Source organism: uncultured Campylobacter sp. (assembly GCF_938045205.1).
In the GTDB taxonomy this organism is placed as follows: Bacteria; Campylobacterota; Campylobacteria; order Campylobacterales; family Campylobacteraceae; genus Campylobacter_B.
Genome location: NZ_CALIMY010000070.1, coordinates 1 through 20,364, shown reverse-complemented (window position 1 = coordinate 20,364; position 20,364 = coordinate 1). Strand labels below are relative to the sequence as shown.

The 20,364-nt window shown below is 47.3% G+C and carries 17 protein-coding genes; 11 read left to right on the top strand and 6 right to left on the bottom strand.

The window, feature by feature from the left end; translation table 11 throughout:
- Positions 1-138 precede the first annotated feature (138 nt).
- Genes Q0198_RS04180 through Q0198_RS04155 form a run of 6 tightly spaced genes read right to left on the bottom strand, consistent with a single transcriptional unit; the run spans position 139 to position 4,870 of the window.
- Positions 139-936: a TPM domain-containing protein gene (locus tag Q0198_RS04180; protein ID WP_297895356.1), complete on the bottom strand. Its 798-nt coding sequence runs from the start codon at positions 934-936 to the stop codon at positions 139-141.
- A complete protein-coding gene (locus tag Q0198_RS04175; protein WP_297895353.1) occupies positions 933-1,526 on the bottom strand; it encodes a hypothetical protein in 594 nt (197 codons plus the stop codon). The genes Q0198_RS04180 and Q0198_RS04175 overlap by 4 nt, the downstream gene beginning before the upstream one ends.
- A gap of 15 nt (positions 1,527-1,541) precedes the next feature.
- On the bottom strand, positions 1,542-2,255 hold the full coding sequence (locus tag Q0198_RS04170) for a LemA family protein (protein WP_297895350.1): 714 nt from the start codon (positions 2,253-2,255) through the stop codon (positions 1,542-1,544).
- Complete coding sequence (locus Q0198_RS04165; RefSeq protein ID WP_297895348.1) at positions 2,252-3,265, bottom strand: alanine racemase; 1,014 nt, start codon at positions 3,263-3,265, stop codon at positions 2,252-2,254. Before Q0198_RS04165 ends, Q0198_RS04170 begins: the two co-directional genes overlap by 4 nt.
- The gene (cmeU, locus tag Q0198_RS04160) at positions 3,258-3,503 is read right to left on the bottom strand and encodes a CmeU family protein (RefSeq protein WP_297895345.1); all 246 of its coding nucleotides are present in this window, start codon (positions 3,501-3,503) and stop codon (positions 3,258-3,260) included. Before cmeU ends, Q0198_RS04165 begins: the two co-directional genes overlap by 8 nt.
- Positions 3,500-4,870 (bottom strand): phosphomannomutase/phosphoglucomutase, encoded by a 1,371-nt coding sequence (locus tag Q0198_RS04155; protein WP_297895343.1) that lies wholly within the window; start codon positions 4,868-4,870, stop codon positions 3,500-3,502. The genes cmeU and Q0198_RS04155 overlap by 4 nt, the downstream gene beginning before the upstream one ends.
- Positions 4,871-4,968: 98 nt before the next feature.
- On the opposite strand from Q0198_RS04155, the gene Q0198_RS04150 reads away from it, so the two are divergent.
- From Q0198_RS04150 to Q0198_RS04100, 11 genes are all read left to right on the top strand, one after another.
- The gene (locus Q0198_RS04150; protein WP_295152980.1) at positions 4,969-5,460 is read left to right on the top strand and encodes a CreA family protein; all 492 of its coding nucleotides are present in this window, start codon (positions 4,969-4,971) and stop codon (positions 5,458-5,460) included.
- Positions 5,461-5,769: 309 nt separating this feature from the next.
- The gene (gene ccsA / locus Q0198_RS04145) at positions 5,770-9,192 is read left to right on the top strand and encodes a cytochrome c biogenesis protein CcsA (protein ID WP_297895340.1); all 3,423 of its coding nucleotides are present in this window, start codon (positions 5,770-5,772) and stop codon (positions 9,190-9,192) included.
- 739 nt (positions 9,193-9,931) lie between these two features.
- A complete protein-coding gene (petA, locus tag Q0198_RS04140; RefSeq protein WP_177387024.1) occupies positions 9,932-10,438 on the top strand; it encodes a ubiquinol-cytochrome c reductase iron-sulfur subunit in 507 nt (168 codons plus the stop codon).
- 9 nt (positions 10,439-10,447) lie between these two features.
- Positions 10,448-11,707: a cytochrome bc complex cytochrome b subunit gene (locus Q0198_RS04135; protein ID WP_297880685.1), complete on the top strand. Its 1,260-nt coding sequence runs from the start codon at positions 10,448-10,450 to the stop codon at positions 11,705-11,707.
- 2 nt (positions 11,708-11,709) lie between these two features.
- Complete coding sequence (locus Q0198_RS04130; protein WP_297895338.1) at positions 11,710-12,813, top strand: c-type cytochrome; 1,104 nt, start codon at positions 11,710-11,712, stop codon at positions 12,811-12,813.
- Positions 12,814-13,032: 219 nt separating this feature from the next.
- A complete protein-coding gene (locus Q0198_RS04125) occupies positions 13,033-14,964 on the top strand; it encodes an FTR1 family protein (protein ID WP_297895335.1) in 1,932 nt (643 codons plus the stop codon).
- Between the two features lie 14 nt (positions 14,965-14,978).
- Positions 14,979-15,500, top strand: a complete 522-nt coding sequence (locus Q0198_RS04120; protein WP_297895332.1) for an iron transporter — start codon at positions 14,979-14,981, stop codon at positions 15,498-15,500.
- A 385-nt stretch (positions 15,501-15,885) separates the two neighbouring features.
- Complete coding sequence (locus tag Q0198_RS04115) at positions 15,886-17,304, top strand: Fe-S-containing protein (protein WP_297895330.1); 1,419 nt, start codon at positions 15,886-15,888, stop codon at positions 17,302-17,304.
- Positions 17,304-18,548, top strand: a complete 1,245-nt coding sequence (locus tag Q0198_RS04110) for an ABC transporter permease (RefSeq protein WP_297895325.1) — start codon at positions 17,304-17,306, stop codon at positions 18,546-18,548. The genes Q0198_RS04115 and Q0198_RS04110 overlap by 1 nt, the downstream gene beginning before the upstream one ends.
- On the top strand, positions 18,535-19,668 hold the full coding sequence (locus tag Q0198_RS04105; RefSeq protein ID WP_297895322.1) for an FtsX-like permease family protein: 1,134 nt from the start codon (positions 18,535-18,537) through the stop codon (positions 19,666-19,668). The genes Q0198_RS04110 and Q0198_RS04105 overlap by 14 nt, the downstream gene beginning before the upstream one ends.
- A 1-nt stretch (position 19,669) precedes the next feature.
- On the top strand, positions 19,670-20,332 hold the full coding sequence (locus Q0198_RS04100; RefSeq protein ID WP_297895320.1) for an ABC transporter ATP-binding protein: 663 nt from the start codon (positions 19,670-19,672) through the stop codon (positions 20,330-20,332).
- Positions 20,333-20,364 lie beyond the last annotated feature (32 nt).

Here is a 20,364-nt window from a genome sequence, read left to right as displayed (position 1 = left end):
CCGAGCGCACGCTAAAGATCGAGGGCAACGACAAGCCGCTCGTGCTGTTTTTCTACGCAAGTAGCCGAATTTAGAAATTCTGAAATTTTAAAATTTAGATAAAATTCTACGATTTGGAATTTTGATAAAATTCCGTAACTACCAGCTTCCGCTAGCACCGCCTCCGCCGAAGCTTCCGCCGCCCCCACTGAAGCCGCCTCCGCTAAAACCGCCATTTCCTCCAAATCTGCCAAAATCCCCGGATGAGCCGCCTCTCATGCGCGATGAGCGCGCGATTTCGCTTATGATGTCTGCGCTCGAGATTATATCCTCGTCGCTTCTTCTGCGGCGCGTCACGCGGCGGCTTAGTATTGCAAAAAGCAAGACTGCAAAAAGCGCCATAAAGATCGCAAAGTCCTTGTTGCTCGGATCCTGCTGCGCGTTGGCGTTAAGGGGATCAAATTTTATATCGCCGCCTTCGATCGTGCTGATGATCGCCGAAATCCCGCTAATGACGCCACTTTCGTAATCTCCCTGCCTAAAATAGGGCAGAATTTTATTGCTGATGATGCGCTTGGCGCGCATATCGGTTAGCACGCCCTCTAGCCCGTATCCAACCTCGATACGCACTTTATGCTCGTGCGGAGCAACAAGCAGCAGTACGCCGTTGTCGCGCCCTTTTTGCCCGATACCAAGAGCGCGCGCCTGCTCTACGCCGATTTCCTCGATAGAGTAGCCACCGAGCGATTTTAGGCTTACGAGCATGATCTGGTTTGTGGAATTTTTATCGAAAGTCATTAAAATTTCATTCAGACTCTCTCTCGCGGCTGGGCGTAAAATACCAGCCTCATCGATTACAGCGGTGCCGTTTGGATGGGCTAGATACTCGCTAGGTGCGGCGACGCTTATTACAAATAGCGCCATTAGGGCAAAAGCAAATCTCCAAGCTACCCTCATCGCAGCTCCACCAAGGTCTCTTCTATCTCGTTATTTTCGCTATTTTTAGGCACTTGCATGGCTAGCTTGCACAGCGCGTCCATCGCCTTTAAAACAGCAGGCTCAAGGCCTTGCGCGCTAGGGTTAAATTCCGTCGTGATACGTTCAAACTCGCCCTTAGAGATAAACTCCGCCGTTCGCGCGCCGCAGATGATATGAGCGCAGCGTTCGCGGACGCAGACGCAAAACATTATAGCTTCTTTTACGCTACCGTAGCGCTCGTAAAATTTTTGCATCGCAAACTCGCCCGAGAGCCGAAGTCTGCGAGATTTAGACGTGATTAGAGTTAAAAGCGCAGGGCATTTAGCTAGCAGAGCTTTAATCGCTATGAAGCTGAGCGCTACGATCTGCAGTAGCTCAGCTTTGCTTATTTGTGGCACGAAGCACAGAACGATGCCGATCGCAAACGCCATCACTGCCGCCGCGCCATAGCTAGCTTCGCACTCCTCGCTTGCTTCGCGCGCGACCACGCAGACGATCTGCGCACCGCTTGCAGCTTCGGCTTTCGTGATTAGCTCGTGGATTTTTTGCTTGCACTGCTCGCTTAGCATTTGCCGCCTTTAGCGTTATTTAAACGAGACGCTAGGGGCTTTTTGGCTTGAGCTATCAGCGCTAAAGCTAGGTTTGGCGCCGCCTAGTCCTACGATGCGCGCGATGATGTTCGTAGGGAAGGTTCTAATTAGCTTATTGTATTCCTGCACTGAAGCGATGTAGTCCTTGCGCGCTACGGCGATGCGGTTTTCCGTGCCTTCGAGCTGATTTTGCAGCTCGGCGAAATTCTGATTTGCCTTAAGATCCGGATAACGCTCGACTACCAGCATCAAGCGCGATAGGGCCGAGCTAAGCTCACCTTGAGCGCCGTTAAATTTCGCAAACGCCTCCGGATCTTGCGCTAAACTTTCTGCATTGATATTGACAGCGGTTGCCTTAGCGCGGGCATTTATAACACTTTCTAAGGTATCTTTTTCATGGCTTGCGTAGCCCTTGACGGTTTCTACGAAATTTGGAATCAAGTCGGTGCGGCGCTGATATTGGTTTTGTACCTGGCTCCACGCGGCCTTAACTTCTTCGTCTTTGCTTACGAGTTTATTGTAAACCGGTACTGCAAATATCGCAAACGCAATCGCCGCAATCACTAAGACGATTAGAGCTTTGATTAAGATATGAAGCCCTCCTTTTTGATGCGGATACTCTCCTCCGCCAAAGCTCTCGCCTCGTGCGGATAAGCCTTTATCGTCATAACCTATACGCTCGTTATTTTCTCCTTGCAGCTCTTTCATTGAAATCTCCTTGGGATGTTGGAATTTAATTTGACTAAAATTTCATATTCGATCGTACCGAAGTGTTTTGCCCAAATCCGCGCGTCGTCCAGCACGCAAACTCGCTCGCCGCCGAATTCCGCGCAGAAGCTATCCATCGACATTTTTCCAAGCATTCTTTGCCCGCTTGCAAGCGCTAGCTCGTCCTCGCCGTCGTAGCGAAATAGCCCGTCGGCATAGCCTAAATCGTAGGTGCCGATCCTCATATCGCGCGGCGCTTCAAATTTCGCGCCGTAGCCCACGCGCTCGCCTTTTTTCAGCACGCGCGAGCTGATCAGATCGGCATAGAGCTTTAGCACAGGGCGTAAATTTAGGCTCTCGTCAAATTGCGGATAGCCAAATTGCGCCATGCCTACGCGCACATATTCGTCCTCAAAGCCCGCACTTCGCTCGATAGCTGCGGAGTTGCTCGAATGAAATTTTAAATTTTCAAAGCCCGCGGCGGCGGCTTTTTGCCTCGCAAGGCGCTTAAATTCTATAAAATTTTGCCTCTGCGCGAAAAAATCTCCACTTAGCTCGTCGCTTGCGCGAAAGTGTGTGAAAAAGCCACGAAGCTTAAATCCGCCCGCCTTGCATAGCCTAAGCGCCTCATCTAGCTCGTTCGCAGCGATGCCGTTGCGGTGCATAGCAGTATCTGCAGCGATATAAATTTTAAGCCCTCGTTTAAGACGCGAGAAGTAGCTCAGATCATTTACCGCGTAGCAAAATCGCTCGTTCTCGTCCCCGCGCGGAATGTGTGAGAGCACTAAAATTTCGCCGAATAGATCCGCGATCTGCGCAGCTTCCGCAGCACTTCGCGTTACGGCGCGTACGAAGCCTAGCTTTGCCGCTTCCTCGCAGCAAAGCCTGCAGCCATGGCCGTATGAATTATCCTTGGCTACCAAAAATACTCGCTCCGCTCCACCTACTTTGGCGGCGATTTGCGCTAGATTGTGCATATAAGCGGCGCGATCTAAGATAATCTCAGACATCGAAGTCTAGCCCGTAAGTGCGGTATAAATATGGTAGCAGCTTGCGTGCGGCGTAGTCGTAACCGTAGAATTTCGCATAAACTTCTTTCAAGCTAGCCGCACCTGCACGCTCGAAATCAAATACGTCGGTACCCGCGATTTTTGGCACGCGCTCATCTAAGAATTTAAAAAATTCCGCTCTCGCAGCCAAAAGCTCTTTTATATTTTTCTCAACCTCTTGCTTTTCAGATTCGTTCATCTCTGGTCCTTTAAATTTTCTAGTTTACCTAAAAATACGCGCTGCATCTCGTCGCGAAACTCAGGGCTAGAGGCCTCGAAGCGAGTTACGATCACGGGCGTAGTGTTGCTTGCCCGTACGAGCGCCCAGCCGTCATCAAACCGCACTCTGATGCCGTCGATCTCGATAATATCGCGGATGGGTGGCAGCTCCGCGATACCTGCGTGGATTTGAGTTTTAAGAGCTTCGATGATCTTAAATTTCGCCTCCTCACTCGTATTAAATTTTATCTCGTCGGTGCTAAAAACTCGCGGTAGCTTGTCTAGTTCGGCGTCTAAATCATATCCTTTAGCTACGAGCTCAAGCACGCGCATCATCGCATATACGCCGTCATCAAAGCCGAAATATCGCTCTTTAAAATAAATATGCCCGCTAACCTCCGCGGCAAGATCAATACCGAGCTCCTTCATCGCCTTTTTGATATTGCTATGGCCGGTCTTGCCCATGAAGCTTTTGCCGATCTTATCGATGGTGTCATACATCGCTTGAGAGCATTTAACCTCGCCTAGGATGCGCGGATGGGTCATATTTAGGGCAAGCAGGCAGGCTAGCTCGTCGCCTTTGATATTGCGGCGCGGAGTTAGCACGGCGATCCTATCGGCATCTCCGTCAAAGCCGAAGCCCAAAGCCACGCCGTCTTGCTTCATCGCAGCTTTAAGATCGGCTAAATTTTTCTCCTCGCTGGGATCTGGGTGGTGGTTTGGGAAATTACCGTCTGGCTGTGGAAATAAAACTTTAGCGTTTAGCTCTAGCCTTTCGACGATTTTAGTAGCGGTAACGCCTGCCGCGCCGTTTGCGCAGTCAATGATAAAAGGCGCGGCAAAGCCCTTAAGCGCTGCAAATTCCTTCTCAAAATATGCTAGATATTCGCTTAAAATGTCGTATCTCTCGGCGCTTGTATCGGTTGGAATTTCAAAATTTGAATTCATTAGCTCTCGCACCTGCGCGCCAAGACGCTTTAAATCCTCGCCAAAGAAGCTGTCCGTGCCGATCGTTATTTTAAAGCCGTTGTAATTTTTGGGGTTGTGCGAGCCGGTGATCATTACGTTTGCGTCAAATTTATGCGTAAATACGCTAAAATAGCCCACCGGCGTCGGTAGCAAGCCGATATTATAAACCCGCAACCCGGCGAAATTTAGCCCGCTTACGAAATAGCCGAAAAGCTCGTCTGCGCTAAGACGGGCGTCGTATCCCACGCTAACGCGCTCAAGCCCGAGATTTGCGATATGTTTGCCAAGCGCGAAGCCGATCGCTTTTACGCTGCGCTCGTTTAGCTCCTCGCCCACGATACCGCGAATATCGTATTCTCTAAAGATATCTTCGATCATAAAATTCCTTTAAATTTAAATCGCGGTATTTTATAAAAACTTGCTTAATATTTATATTATAAATGATAAAATCGCCGCTAAAATTCCAAAGGATGATTATGAAAAAATTTATTCTAGCAGCGATTTTAGCGGCTTTTGCTTTTGCGGGCGATTACGAGCTCGTAGGTAGCGTAAATACTTCGTTTAGAATTTTTGGCAAAGACGATCGCATCGAAGTTATCGCGGTTAAAGATCCTAAGATCGACGGCGTGACCTGCTACGTCTCTTACGCCAAAAAAGGCGGTGCCAAAGAGATCATCGGCGTGGAGGAGGACCGCTCCGAAGCCTCTGTGTCGTGCGTGCAGACAGCGCCTAAAATCATCATTAAAGAGGAGCTGAAAAAAGAGGATATTTTTGAAAAACGCAGCTCGTTGATCTTCAAAAAGACCCATGTAGTTAGGCTTTACGACGCGGTGCAGGGCTCGCTAATCTATTTGGTTTATTCAGACAAAGTGATTGACGGCTCGCCCAATAACTCGATCTCGGCGATCCCGTGCCACCAAGCGGTGGGCGACGTGTGCGAGCTCGCATATACCCAAGGCAAAAAATAATAAGAAGAAATTTCGCCAAGATAGAATCTTATCGCAGCGGAATTCTAAATTAGAAATTACGCTATGAGATGGCGCACTAAATTTAATAGAATTTCGCCAAATTCCGCAGCATTTTATAAAATTTTATCAGCGCCGTTAAATTCCTGCGCGAATGCCTAAGAAGAGAATTTGATCGCTTTGTCAGAGCATCTTAACGCATATTTGAGCTACGCTAGTAGGCATGCGCTTGCAAGTCGTAAAATGAAAAATTAAGCAATTTTTGCTAAAATCTCGCGATTTTGAAAACCCTCGTAAATCTAAAGGAAATCAATGAAGACATTTTTTAGTATGGAGTGCGCGTCAGTGATGCTACTGATTTTGGCGCTAGCCTGTGCAATCGCTACTTTTGTAGAGACCGCTTACGGCACGGAAGTAGCTTGGGCGATGGTTTATTCTACTGCGTGGTTTGGCGCGCTGATGGTTCTTTTGGGAGTAAATTTAACCTACAATATCTATCGCTACCGCATGATTAAACTTCGCACGCTGCCTGCACTAATCTTTCACGTAAGCTTTTTGTTTATGCTTGCTGGAGCGATTTTGACGAGATATTTCGGCTTTGAGGGCAATATCCATATAAGAGAGGGCGGCGAGAGCTCGATCGTAACGACTAAAGACGAGGTCGTTCAACTTCTTACTTTAGGCAGCGACGGCGAGTTTATATCTGCTGACGAGAGCAAATTTTTAAACGGCGCAGGACGGATGAACTTCGATCTCAATCTAGACGTAGAGGGTAGGATCGCAAATTTAAAATTTAAAGAGCTCGTAGAACACGGCGAGCTAAAATGGGTGCAAGATCCGACCGGACAGGCTCCTGCGCGCGTGGAACTATTATTTTCAAACAATGTCGGCAGCCAAAATGTCTCCTTGCAATCGGGCGAAAGCATGGAGATAGGCGAGCTTAGTATCACTTTTAACGCAGAGCCTAAAAGTAAGAATTTCATCTACATAAAATCCAAAGACGGCAAATTCTATCTAAACTCAAGTCTTGATATAAACGCCACTAAAATGGCTGATATGAGCACTTCGTCGCTTAAGAAAAACGAGGATAATCCGCTAGGCAATCTCTTGCTTTACAGCTTCGACGGGATAAATTTCGCCCCTGTTAGTCTGCTTAGCTCCGCGGTCGAGAAATTTGTCCCGGTCGATGCGAATTTACCGGGTGAGCCCGGCGTAGTAGCTACGCTAAGCTTTGCGGGGCAGAGTCGCGAAATCTACGTGCCTAGGGATTCGCATGGCGCTAGCTACAAGGTAGGCGATAAGAATTTCATCGTAGCCTTGGCGCCAAAGATGCTTCATCTGCCTTTTAAAATCGCGCTTCGCGACTTTGTGATGGATCGCTATCCGGGTACCAATTCGCCCTCCGGATATAAAAGCGAAATCACGCTAAAAGACGGCAATACGAGCTTTGATTATGATATTTTTATGAATCACGTGCTCGATTACGGCGGATACCGATTTTTCCAAAGCTCATACGATACGGATGAGCGTGGTACCGTGCTTTCGGTCAATAAAGACCCCGGCAAAGCTCCAACTTACATCGGCTATTTTTTGCTTTGCGTAGGGATGTTTTTTAACTTTTTCAACCGGGGCTCGCGCTTTTTCAAGCTCTCGCGCTTAATCAGCGAAAATACGCATCTTGCTCGAGAAAAAGATGTAAATTCTAAAAATTCGGCGTCTAGCTCGGTGCCCGCAAGCTCCGCAGAAAGCTCTGCATCAAAACGCGCCAAAAAATCGCGACGCGGCACTAAAGGTGCGGCATTGGCATTAGTAGGCGCATTGGCTTTGAGCTTGGCTGCATTGTATCCTAGCGCAGCAAATGCCAAACAAAACTCTACGATTCAAAATTCTACTTCGCAAAGTTCCGCCTCAAATGCAGCCGCAGAAAATTCCGCGTCGCAAAGCCCGGCTAGCGTGCAAGATCCCGCTTCGCAAAATTCCGCGCCGAATTCCGCCGCCGAAAATTCCAAGCAGAGCTCCGTTTTGCAAGAATCTGCAGCGGAGCAAGACTCCGTCCCGCCGCATAATTTTTCTACTATGGGAGGCGAGCTAGCCGTGCCGAAATTTGATCCTAAATTTAGCGAAGATCTAGCAAGCCTCGTAATTCAGGGATTTGATGGGCGAATGGAGCCTTTTGATACCGTTTCTAGGGAGCTTTTAAATAAAATTTACCGTGCCGACAACTACAAGGCGCCAAATGGCGAAATTTTAAACCACAACGCCGCTGCGCTTTCGTTTATGCTAAATCAAAGCTACTGGAGGCGTGCGCCGATTATCAAGGTTAGCGAGCCGGAGCTTAAGAAAATTCTAGGTATGGACGAGAAGCAAAGCCACGCCAGTATGATGGATTTTTTTGAATTCAAAGGCGGCGAGAGCTACTACAAGCTCGATAAAATGGTCGAGGAGATCAACCGCAAGCCTTTGGGCAATCGCGGTGTGCTAGATAAAGAGATCATCAAGGTAAATGAGCGCGTAAACGTCTTTTACTCGGCGTTTATGGGGGATTATTTTAGAATTATTCCGGTTAAGAACGCTAAAAATAACGAGTGGCTTTCGCCGCTATATCTAGGCGATGCGCTGGATCAAAACGAATCTGCTGAAGTTAAAAAGATGATGGGAATATTCGTTTCGTCCGTGGTCTATGCCCAAGAAAGCGGGGATTGGAGCGGCGCGGAAAAGATGCTAAGCTACGTCAAAAAATACCAGGCACAAAACGGCGCAAACCTAATGCCTAGCGAGAGTGCGATAAAATATGAAATTTTATTTAATAAGGCTAAAATTTTTTCTCGCCTCTTTCCGATCTACACTATCTCGGGATTTTTGCTTCTAATCTTTATCTTTTTGCGAATGATGAAGCCTACTCTTCGCTTAGGCGGCGCGTTTAAGCTCGTTTATGTCGTAAATATCGTCGCTTTCATCGCGCATACTGCAGGTCTTGCGCTGCGCGGCTACGTCTCGGGGCACGCGCCGTGGAGCAACTCCTACGAATCGCTCATCTACATCGCGTGGGCGCTGTCGCTAAGCGGAATATTTTTCTCGCGCAAATCCGCGATCTCGCTGGCGCTTACCTCGATAATGGCGGGCATTACGCTGATGGTCGCGCATCTTAGTGACATCGATCCGCAAATCACCAATCTCCAGCCGGTTCTAAAATCGCACTGGCTTACGATCCACGTCTCGGTAATCACCGCGAGCTACGGATTTTTGGGGCTTTGCATGCTGCTTGGAATTTTTACCCTCGTGATGTTTTTATTCGACAAGAAAAACCCCGAAATCGCTCGCAATATCGCAGAAGCCACGCATATCAACGAAATGTCGATGATCCTAGGTCTTTGCTTGCTGACGGTCGGCAACTTCCTAGGCGGCGTGTGGGCGAACGAAAGCTGGGGGCGCTACTGGGGCTGGGATCCGAAGGAGACCTGGGCGCTCATTACGATTTTCATCTACGCGGTAGTCGTACATTTTAGGTTTATGCCTAAGCTCAATAATCAGTTCGCCTTTGCCGTAGCCTCGATGTTTGCGTATTTTAGCGTTATAATGACCTATTTCGGCGTAAATTTCTACCTAAGCGGAATGCACTCATACGCTAGCGGCGAGCGCATCCCAGTGCCGGGCTGGGCGTACGCGATGGTCGCTTCGATGGTGGCTCTTGCGATCGCGGCGTATTTTCGCTCGGGCAAATCGGCTAGGCTTTAGATAGGTGGGGCCCAAATTTCAGAATAATAATTTTGAAATTTCGCCCTGATTTTGCAGCTTGCCGAGGCTTTAGGGATTTATGAAATTTATCTTTAAATTTTGGCTAGGCTTTGAAATCCCGCAGAATTTTATAGAATTTTACGACTCGCGATGGCGCTGAATTTTAAAATTTTGTATCGCGACAGGACTTTGATGCTTGAAATTTTAAGATGTCGTAAAATTCTAATGATTTAGAATTTGCACCGCTATGGGATTTTAATGTTTTAAATTTTACTTCTAGTGGAATTTTTTCATACGACGGAAGCGCGACGTAATTTAGAATTTTAAAATTTCAGCTAGCGCGCTAGCGTAAAATTCTGCCCTACTGCCGCCATGACCGAGCAGTGAAATTTTAAAATTTGATTTTATAAATTCTATGCTCGTCTTTAAATTTAAAATCTCGCGCTTTATGGAATTTTATTTATGATGTCGAAATTTTAAAATTTCGCACGCCTTTGTTGCAGCAACTCTTGCGCGACAAAATTTTAAAATTTTAAATTCCGCGTCGTGATAGAATATAATAGAATTTGAAAATTTATAAAATTTTAAACTGCGAAAACGCCTCGCCAGGCATTAAAATTATCTTAAAATATAATTTAGCTTGCAAGGTTAAGCTAAATTTCTGCTTATAATCATATTGATTTAATCTTTATTTGGCTAAAATTGACACTTATCAATTTCTTAATTTGAAAGGATAAAGATGTCTGATCTAAAACAAGATAGACGAGGCTTTATCGGGCTTACTTTCGGCGCAGTTGCCGCTGTGGGTGGTGTTTTTGCGCTAGTGGGGATGAAAAAATCGTGGGATCCGCTTCCTAGCGTGCGCGCCGCCGGCGTCACTACGGTAGATTTAAGTCCGATCAAAGAGGGCGAGCTGTATCAAACGCAGTGGCGCAAAAAGCCGATTTTCGTGCTTAAAAAGACTGCCGATATGCCTAAAAACGATGCCCGCGACGTCGTCGTAGGAGATGCTAGATATACGCTTTGCATCGGTCTTTGCACCCATTTAGGCTGTATTCCTAGCTACAAGCCATCGACGCAACAATTCATCTGTGCATGTCATGGTGGGATTTTCGATGCTAACGGCGTAAACGTGTTCGGTCCGCCGCCGCGTCCTATGGATATACCGCCCTTTAAAATCGACGGAACGAAACTCGTTTTAGGCGAAGAGGGCCCCGAATACCAAGCCCTAAAGCAGAAAGCATAGGAGGCGCAGATGGCACATATAAGAAAAGCTACGGGAGTTTGGGATTGGTTCGACCAAAGGCTTGCCGTAACGAAATTTTTCAAGGTGATGGTAAGCGAGTATTGGATTCCTAAAAATATCAGCTTCCTTTGGGCGATGGGCGTTATTTTGATGACGCTATTTATAGTTTTGTTCGTTAGTGGACTAATGCTCGTGATGTATTATAAGCCGGATGTAAATTTAGCATTTGATAGCGTAAATTTCACGATTATGAAGGAGGTCGAATACGGCTGGCTATGGCGACATATCCACGCAGTATCGGCATCGGTTGTATTTTTGATCTTATACATTCATACTTTAGTAGCTATATATTACCGCTCGTATAAGCAAGGGCGAGAGATGATTTGGGTAAGCGGAATGCTGCTTTTCATCATCTTTTCGGCGGAGGCTTTTAGCGGCTATATGCTTCCGTGGGGGCAGATGAGCTACTGGGCAGCGATGGTTATTACGAATTTATTCGGTGGAATTCCCGTAGTTGGCGATGCAATAGTCGAATGGATTCGCGGCGATTACGCTGTTAGTGATCCGACGCTGACGCGATTTTTTATGCTTCACGTCTGTTTACTACCTCTCGTGGTGGTTGCGGTGCTGGCAGTGCATTTTTATTCGCTTAGATTCCCGCATGTAAATAACCTAGACGGCGAGGAGATTGACTTCGAGCTCGAGGGTGAGAAGTATCTGCAGGGCAAAACTAGCGAAAGCAAGGTAATTCCGTTTTGGCCGGGCTTTTTGGCGAAGGATTTTTTCTACGTCAGTATCTTTATGATATTTTTCTTTTATCTGGTCGGCTTTCACTTCGATTTTGCGATGGATCCGATAAATTTCGAGCCGGCAAACAGCCTCAAAACCCCGACGCATATCTATCCGGAGTGGTACTTCCTTTGGGAGTATGAAATTTTGCGTGGATTTTACTTCGACGTAGGACCGCTTAAGGCCGCCGACATCGGGCTTATCGCATTTGCATTCGCCGGAGTTTCGTTATTTTTCATACCGCTATTTGATCGCAGCAGCGTAGTAGCACCCGCGCACAAAAACAAGGCGTTTTTCATCTGGTTCTGGGTTTTGGTAATCGACATGATTCTGCTTAGCCTATTCGGAAAGCTCCCCGCAGACGGTATGGAGCTCGGTATCGAAAATAAATACTGGGGTTTTGCTTTATCGATCATCTATATCGGATTGCTTGTCGTAGTGCTTCCGTTAATTACAATCGCAGAAAGAAAGAGGGTCTAGCCATGAAAGAGATAAGAACCCTAATCTTAGTGCTTTTTTGTGTGGGAATTTTATACTGGTTTATCGAGCCTTATGCTCATACTAAGCTCAGTCCGCACACCGATCCGGTAAATTACGATTTTGCAGCAGGCGATACGGCTTTAGCCGCGCATAACGTAGCCGCAGCAGAAAGCGCTTTGGCCGCAGCTGAAAAAGGCGGGGATGAGACGATGATAAAAAATTCTAAAAAAGCCCTAGCCAGTGCGAAAGAGCAACAAGACAAAACGGTGCTTTTTTGGGATGAGATAAATAAAATCGATCTTAGCAAAGGCGATGCCGTGCGAGGCGCCGAAACCTTTACAAATGCAGGCTGCACCGCATGTCATGGAGTAAAAAGTGCAAATATCCCCGCTCCTATGGACGCAGCAAGCGCTAGTGCCGCATACGGCGTAAATCCTCCGGATCTTAGCAGTGCAGGCTATCTATACACCGATAAATTCTTAGCTGCACTCATCAAAGATCCAATCATGGCTCTTAAGCTAGATCAGAAATTTGGCGACGAAAAGCCTTTTCCGATGCCTGGATTTTTCGGTGCGGGCGGTGATCTAAATCAAGAGATCGCCGATATCGTAGCCTATCTAAAATCGCTCGCTCCTAGCGAGGATAAGCTAATCGCCTCTGAGGCTGTTGCTAGCGGCATCAAGCAAGGCACCGAACTAGACGAAGCGCAGAAAAAATTCCTTTTAAGCAAGGCGGTTTTTGAGGATGCTTGTCTAAGATGCCACGACGTCAAATATGATAAGCTCTTTGCATCCAGCGACAAGGCTAGCTTGACTGCGTATATGGGCTCGACGCCTCCTGATCTTTCGATGATGATCCGTTCTAAGGGCGCCAACTATCTGCACGAGTTTATCAATGATACGCAAAAGAAGCTTCCAGGCACTTCGATGCCGCGCGTAGGCTTGAACGAAAACGCTGAAGCCAAGGTCGTGGAGTATCTGGCTGACGTAGGCGACAGCAAAAAATCGCAGCGTGAAGCTACAACCATAAATATTATGATCTATTTCTTGATCCTTTCTGTTTTTGCAGGTCTTTGGAAAAGTAAAATTTGGTCGAAACTTCATTAAAATTTTAGCGGTCGGAGTAAAATCCGACTGCCATTTAAAATTCCGCCATATCCTAAATTCTATTAAATTCCATCTATCAAAAAGCTCTTGCAATTGAGAATTTAGCCGCTTTCGTGCTTTATGATAACCACTTTTTTTATTACTTTTTAAGATTTTTCTACATATAATTGCTACTTAATTTTGAAATTTAATGTATGAATTCAACTCAAGAAGGTTCAGATGAAATTTTTTAAATTTGCGATTTTGGCTCTTATTTTTCCATTTTGCATGTTGCTGGCGCAGACCGATTATCGCGCCGAAGCGGCGGCGATTAAAGAAAAATTTGCCCAGGCGGTTAAATTTTATGTAGACGGCAATAACTCGGAGGCCAGAAAGATAACCCAAGAGGCGTATTTCGGGCATTTTGAAAATTTAGAAGCCGGCATTCGCATAAATTTAAGTCAGAAAAAATCCTACGATATGGAGAAGCAATTCGGCGATATCCGTAAAGCGATCAAAGCTGAAAAGCCTCTAAATGAGATCCAAGCAATGATCGATAATCTAAATCGCGAGATTGACGAGGTTCTACCTGTGATTGAATCTGGTCATCGTCTCGTAGCCGAGTATCAAGACGGAGGCGATGGCAGCACTTCTGCGCCAGCCTCAGGCGGGAATTCCGCAGCATCCGGTACAACTTCGCCGTGGATGAGCGTCTATACGGAATTTAAAACTGAGCTGGATAACGCTAAAGCTGCGTTTGATAAGAAAGACACTGCTGCGCTAAAAGCTGCGCTAAATCGCGCGAAATTTGATATCTACCGCAACGAACGTCTAGAGGAGGCAGTGCGAAAATATGTCTCATCTCAGACCGATCAATCAATCCAGCAAATTATCGGAAATCTCTTGCGCGAGGATGCAGATACGGACAAATCAAAATTTGACGAAGCGATAAACGCCCTAGATAATCTAGCATTAAAAGCCGTAAATGATTTGCCGCAAGAAAGCTACTCCATAGCGCCGCAGACTGCGTTAGCACAAAGCGATACTAGCGAGGATGAGGGCAAGGATTTTACGCCGATTGTGCAAAATATCAAAGACAAAATGGCTAAGGTTTTGCAGCTTTACGAGAGCGGCAAGGTTGATGACGCGATCGACGAGAGCGGCAATATCTACTTCGACGAATACGAAGAGAGCGGTATGGAAAATATTGTCGGCGCCAAAGACACACAGCTCAAGCTAGACACCGAAGCAAGCTTTAATAAAATTTCAGCTCTTATGCGCGCGGGTGCTTCCAAAGAGCAGATCGTAGCGGCGCAAAATAAGCTATTTGACCAGCTTACCCAAAGCCTAGAGCTAACGAAGAAATCAAGCAACTGGGATCTATTTTTATACGCGTTTATCATCATCTTGCGCGAAGGATTTGAAGCGCTCATCATCGTAGCCGCAGTCATCGCTCTACTTATAAAATCCGGCAACTCAAAGCACCTAAATATCGTTTACAGCGCTCTTGGCGTCGCGGTTGTGCTAAGTATCGCCACGGCTTACGGACTAAATTATATCTTCGGTAGCGAAAATGCAGGACAAACGCGCGAAGTGATGGAGGGCGCGGTGATGTTAATCGCCGTAGTTCTACTATTTTACGTGGGATTTTGGCTTCTTTCAAATGCAAGCTCCAAAAAGTGGAGCGCCTATATCCAAGGTCAAATTTCAAGCAGCCTAAGCTCTGGCGATAGCAAGATGCTTTGGTGGACGGTATTTTTAGCGGTTTATCGCGAGGGTGCAGAGACGGTGCTATTTTATCTGGCACTACTTTTCGATGCTAAAAGTCCGGCAGCTACCAGCATGGTAGCAGCAGGCTTCGTAGCGGGTCTGGCGGCTCTTATTATAGTTTATATCGTCATCAAAAAATTCTCGCTTAAAATCGCTATCAAGCCGTTCTTCATCGCTACATCGGTCATTATCTTTTATATGTCCGTCGTATTTGTGGGCAAGGGCGTGATGGAGCTAGTCGAGGGCAAGGTATTCGTGCCTACGGTAATAGACGGGCTTCCTACGATTACGTGGATCGGATTTTATCCTTACGTCCAGAGCCTCGTGCCGCAAGCGGTGATGATCGTACTTTTGATCGTAGGAATTTTAATCTTAAAAAATAAGCAAAAAAACAAATCTTAATAAGGAGAGAAAAGATGAAAAAGATTTTTTCAGGTATGTTGGCACTAAGCCTAGCCTCTGTTATAGCAATGGCAGGAGAACATCCAATCGGCGAGCCGATTGAGCAAAATGGAATGGAGATCGCGGCAGTTTATCTTCAGCCTATCGATATGGAGCCTAAAGGCATTGATCTAGCTCCTAGCAAGGCGGACATCCACCTTGAGGCGGATATCCACGCCATTAAAGGCAACGCAAACGGATTTGGCGAGGGCGAGTGGATCCCTTACCTAAAGATCGCTTATATACTTAAAAACCTAGACACAGGCAAGATTCAAAAAGGAAATTTCATGCCGATGGTAGCTAGCGACGGCCCTCACTACGGCGCCAATATCAAGATGGTAAACGGCGTAGGCAACTACGAGCTAACCTATAACATCGAAAATCCAAGCGCCAACGGATTCGGACGCCACGCAGACAAAGCGACCGGCGTAGGCAAATGGTGGGAGCCGTTCTCGGTTAAATACACCTTCCAATACACAGGCGCTCCTAAAGAGTAAATCGTAGCAGGCTCCGCCGAGTCCGTTTTGGCGGAGCTCTAGCGGTATTGGGTTTAGCCGCACGCTTTAAATTTAAGGCAGTTACTTTAGCCCGTTTAAATTTGCCATTACGCCGCAGCCAAAGCGCATCGTTTTTGCTTTAATGCGTTTAAGCTTACGAATCTTTTAGTTGCGGCAAAATTTTAAAATTTAGCACGTCGCGAGGGTGAGACAAAACCAAAGCAATAGCGAGGCGAAATTTCTCTTTGCGGGCGGCTCTATTGCTGCGAACTTTTTGCGGGCTGATTTGAAATTTTAAAATTTACAAAATGGCGTAGGTTTTAAAATTTTAAAATTTAAGCAATTATAGGCGATTTACGCGCATTAGGCTCGATGAGGATTTTTAATGACGATATTTTTTTATCACGTTAGCTTGGCTCTGTTTCCGCTCGCGTTTTTAAGCGCGTATCTGGGCGGCAGGCGCTTTATCAGCGCATCGTTTTTGCCCGCGCTTTTAGGAGCTGCATTCGGGGCGCTGTGCTTTAGCGCATTTGCGCGCTCGGCAAACGCCGATACAGGCAAGATTATATTTGACGCGCTCGCGCTCTTGGCGCTGTTAGCGCTGCTGCTCGCATTTAAGCTTAAACGCTTCTACCTAACAGCCGCGATTATTTTTGCTCTTGGCTGCGCGTATGGATTTGAATACCGCTTCATAGGGATGAATTTTAAAATTTTCTCCGGCGAGCTACTGGACAGCTTCAGCCTAACCAACCTCTTTATGGCGGTTTTAGGTGCGCTGGCGCTCATTTTATTCTATTTTATTTATCGCTCAGCTCTAGCGCGTGCGAGTAGAGGTGCAAAGCTGGCGTCATTCGTCATCGCGTGGGCGTTTGCCTTTATCGCCAAAATCGGCTTTTTGGGTCTTGATCTGCGCCAGGCAGACGCGCCCAAAGCGCTAGCTGCGAAGGGTTTTGAAGGGCTTTCAAACGCGATTGGCTCGTCCGAGTTTCTAAGCGTCATCGCTAAAATCATCCACTACAATAACTCCTATCTGACGCTAGCTCTTTGCCTTATAGCCGCGCTAATTGCGCTACTTACGGTATTTCGTGCGCCAAGGCGTGTACCTCGCGAAGCGGACATTATAAAATTTAGAGAGGTTAAAGCGGGCAGATTTGCCATTTTTAGAGATTTTAGCCTGATCTTGTCTCTTGGGGTTTTAATCAGCTTTTTGGGGCTTTATTATATCTTGGTCGCTTCAAAACCGCCCGCGATCGATGAGCCTAAGATCATCGAGCCGCAAGGCGCGGAATTCATAATCGATGCAAACATCGTAAAGGACGGCAAGCTGCACCGCTTTGCCTACGTCACCGATGACGGGCATAAAGTCAGGTTTTTTCTACTAAACCGCTTCACGGATAAATTTGCCCCGGTCGCGGTTTTTGACGCGTGCTCGATCTGCGGCGATATGGGCTATATCAAAAAAGGCGACGAGCTCATCTGCATCGCTTGCAACGTGCGTATCTTTTTACCGAGCGTCGGCAAGCTTGGCGGTTGCAATCCGATCCCGCTAGATTATAAGCTAGAGGGGCAAAATATCGTCATCGCGCTTAAGACGATCGAGGACGGCGCGTCCTATTTCTCGGAGATAGTGGATAAAAAGGTAATCGATCCGGTCAGCAGAAAAGAGATTTTAAACACCTCTAAATTTAGCTATCTTTACTACGGACGCACCTACTTTTTCGAAAGCAAAGAAAATGAGGACGCTTTCACCGCGCATCCCGAGCGCTACGTGGATTTTAACGGCACGCTAAAGGAGCTTAAATAATGTTTTTACGCATAATCAAATCCTCCATTTTAAACTCCAAAGACAGTAAATTCTTAGCGTTTTTGACCATATTTTTATCGGTGTCGCTGATCGCTTGCATGCTAAATATCACGCTAAAAATCGGCGACGAGGTCGCTAAGGAGCTACGCAGCTACGGCTCGAATATCGTCGTGCTGCCGCGCTCGCAAAGCCTAAGTATCGAGATCGGCGGGCGTGAATACTCGCCGCTTAAAAACGACGATTTCTTAAAAGAAAGCGATCTACACAAGATCAAAGAAATTTTTTGGCGCAACAATATCACCACCTTTGCGCCGTTTCTAACTACCCACGCGGGAGATTACGACGTCGTAGGAACCTACTTTGAAAAGGACGTGGGCGTTAGCGATGAGCCTGATTTCAGATCTGGCGTGCGCTCGCTCTATCCGTTTTGGAGTGTAGAGGGGCAGTGGGTAAAAGACGGCGCCGAGAATGAGGTGCTTGCAGGAGACGCGCTTGGGCTAAAGATCGGCGATACGATTAAGCTTGGAGATTATGAGGTTAAAGTCGTTGGGATTTTGCACGGCGCGGAGGATGAAGCCAAAAAGCTGATCGCAAATTTATCTCTGGTACAAAAGCTAACGCACAAAGAGGGCCTCATCGCCAAGGCAGAAGTCAGCGCCATGACGATCCCCGAAGACGATCTGTCCGTAAAGGCAAGAAGGAGCCTCGATAACCTGGACGCCACAGAATACGACACATGGTACTGCTCAGCATACGTTAGCTCCATCGCATATCAGATCACCGAGGAGTATCCAAACGCAAGCGCCAAGGCGGTGCTTAGCGTCAGCGAAGCTCAAAGCGGCATCACGAAAAAAATTCAAAATTTAATGGGTGTCGTAAGCATTCTGTCGCTGCTAATTTCAAGCATCTGCATCACAAGCCTGCTAAGCAGCGAGATTTACAAGCGCAAAAAGGAGATCGGCTTGCTTAAGGCGCTGGGAGCGAGCAACTTTATGATCTATATCCAGTTCGCCGCCGAAATTTTCGTCATCTGCGTAGCAAGCTCACTCGTGGGCGCAGTCGTAGGCTACGCGCTTAGCTGGGCGATCGCGTATCAAATTTTTGGCTCCTTTATCGGCGTCTCGCTTATGGTCTTTCCGCTTAGCATCGTCTTTGGACTTCTTATTTGCATTATCGGCTCGATTCTACCGCTACGCGGAGTGATCAAGCTACTGCCTGCGGAGGTGCTTTATGGTAGGAAATAACGGAGCGTTTTTTAGAGGCGCGATCTTTAAAAGTATCATCAACAGCGGCATCCGCAGCCTCGTGATTTTCGTCGCGATCATGCTAGGCAGCGCGGTTTGCGCGGCGTTCGTAAATATCTACGCCGACATCGATAAAAAGGTCGCCAGCGAGCTAAACAGCTACGGCGCAAATTTAATCGTGAGCCCCGCAAATTTAGAAAATTCCCATATGGACGAAGCGGCGCTCGATGCAAAATTTGCCAAAATTCCAGCTCTAAAAAGCGCGAATAAATATCTTTTCGGCAGCGCAAATTTAGGCGTAAACTCAGGCATCATCATGGGCGTAAATTTCTCCTCTCTGCGCGATACTATGCCGTTTTTGGATCTTAAAGAGGGCTCGTTTATAGGCGTAGATTTCGACGATAAAAACGCACTCATCGGGCAGGATCTCGCCAAACTTTTGGGCGCGAAGCTCGGCGACAGTATCGAGATCACGCCGATCGGCTCAAACGAAACGAGCAAGGTAAAGATAAAAGGCATCGTCTATGACGGGCAGAAAGAGGACGGCATGCTGCTAATCTCGCTGCCGCTGGCGCAAAAAATTTTAAATCAGCCTGCGCAGGTAAATTACGCCGAAGCGATCGTAAGTGGCGATTTTAAGCAGCTTAGCGAAATTTCAAAAAGTCTAAGCGATGCGCAGATGAGCTTCGCGCCGATCGGCAAGGTATCCAAGACCCAAGGCATCATCTTAAACAAAATCAAGCTTTTGATGCTTCTTATCGGCATTACGATCCTTCTGATCACCTCGGTCTGCATCAATACGAGCCTTAGCTCGATCCTGCTTTCGCGCATCAAAGAGTTCGCGCTCATCCGCGCAATCGGCGCGAGCAAACAAAATTTGCTCCACCTGATCCTGAGCGAAATTTTAACCGTCTGCGTCGCAGGCTCGCTAGCGGGAGTCTTCGTGGGATACCTGCTAGCGATCTTGCTGGGGCATCTGATATTTTCAAGCAGCGTGGATTTTAGGCTGATTAGCCTCTTTGCGGCGGTCGCGCTGAGCCTGATTTTTGCGCTCGCGGCAAGCTACTATCCGATCAAAAAGGCGCTGAATCCAAATTTAGCGAATCTATTAAGGGAATGACATGGAAATTTTAAAATTTGAAGGTATCTGCAAATACTTCGGCGAGGTTAAGGCTCTCGATAATATAAGCTTCGACGTTTTAAGCGGCGAGTGGGTCAGCATAATGGGCCCAAGCGGCAGCGGCAAGAGCACGCTCGTAAATATCCTAAGCCTGATGGACACCCCCACCGCGGGCAGATATATCCTGGGCGGAGCCGACGCGAGCGCGCTAAACGACGAGCAAATTTTAGAATTTCGCCGCAAAAAGATCGGTCTCGTGTTTCAGCAGTTTCACCTAATCCCCTATCTAACGGCCGTCGAAAACGTTATGTTAAATCAATACTACCACAGCTGCGTGGACGAGGACAGCGCCAAGGCAGCACTTGAGAAAGTGGGGCTCGGGCACCGCATCACGCACCGCCCTAGCGAGCTTAGCGGCGGCGAGCAGCAGCGTGTCTGCATCGCGCGCGCACTCATCAATGACCCCGATATTATCATCGCCGACGAGCCTACGGGCAACCTCGACGAAGCCAACGAGCGCGTGGTTTTGCAGCTCTTTCAGACGCTTCGCAGCGAGGGCAAGACGCTGCTTTTGGTTACGCACAACGAAGAGCTCGGTAAATTTGCCGACAAAGTGGTGCGCCTAAGACACGGCAAGCTCGATCGAATAGAGCTTTTGGATTAAAGCACGATGAAGCACAATCTCGGCTCGCAAGA

Bases quoted from the DNA above. Each gene is read 5' to 3' on its own strand.
- Q0198_RS04180 (WP_297895356.1), bottom strand. From the start codon at position 936: ATGAGGGTAGCTTGGAGATTTGCTTTTGCCCTAATGGCGCTATTTGTA.
- Q0198_RS04175 (WP_297895353.1), bottom strand. From the start codon at position 1,526: ATGCTAAGCGAGCAGTGCAAGCAAAAAATCCACGAGCTAATCACGAAA.
- Q0198_RS04170 (WP_297895350.1), bottom strand. From the start codon at position 2,255: ATGAAAGAGCTGCAAGGAGAAAATAACGAGCGTATAGGTTATGACGAT.
- Q0198_RS04165 (WP_297895348.1), bottom strand. From the start codon at position 3,265: ATGTCTGAGATTATCTTAGATCGCGCCGCTTATATGCACAATCTAGCG.
- cmeU (WP_297895345.1), bottom strand. From the start codon at position 3,503: ATGAACGAATCTGAAAAGCAAGAGGTTGAGAAAAATATAAAAGAGCTT.
- Q0198_RS04155 (WP_297895343.1), bottom strand. From the start codon at position 4,870: ATGATCGAAGATATCTTTAGAGAATACGATATTCGCGGTATCGTGGGC.
- Q0198_RS04150 (WP_295152980.1), top strand. From the start codon at position 4,969: ATGAAAAAATTTATTCTAGCAGCGATTTTAGCGGCTTTTGCTTTTGCG.
- ccsA (WP_297895340.1), top strand. From the start codon at position 5,770: ATGAAGACATTTTTTAGTATGGAGTGCGCGTCAGTGATGCTACTGATT.
- petA (WP_177387024.1), top strand. From the start codon at position 9,932: ATGTCTGATCTAAAACAAGATAGACGAGGCTTTATCGGGCTTACTTTC.
- Q0198_RS04135 (WP_297880685.1), top strand. From the start codon at position 10,448: ATGGCACATATAAGAAAAGCTACGGGAGTTTGGGATTGGTTCGACCAA.
- Q0198_RS04130 (WP_297895338.1), top strand. From the start codon at position 11,710: ATGAAAGAGATAAGAACCCTAATCTTAGTGCTTTTTTGTGTGGGAATT.
- Q0198_RS04125 (WP_297895335.1), top strand. From the start codon at position 13,033: ATGAAATTTTTTAAATTTGCGATTTTGGCTCTTATTTTTCCATTTTGC.
- Q0198_RS04120 (WP_297895332.1), top strand. From the start codon at position 14,979: ATGAAAAAGATTTTTTCAGGTATGTTGGCACTAAGCCTAGCCTCTGTT.
- Q0198_RS04115 (WP_297895330.1), top strand. From the start codon at position 15,886: ATGACGATATTTTTTTATCACGTTAGCTTGGCTCTGTTTCCGCTCGCG.
- Q0198_RS04110 (WP_297895325.1), top strand. From the start codon at position 17,304: ATGTTTTTACGCATAATCAAATCCTCCATTTTAAACTCCAAAGACAGT.
- Q0198_RS04105 (WP_297895322.1), top strand. From the start codon at position 18,535: ATGGTAGGAAATAACGGAGCGTTTTTTAGAGGCGCGATCTTTAAAAGT.
- Q0198_RS04100 (WP_297895320.1), top strand. From the start codon at position 19,670: ATGGAAATTTTAAAATTTGAAGGTATCTGCAAATACTTCGGCGAGGTT.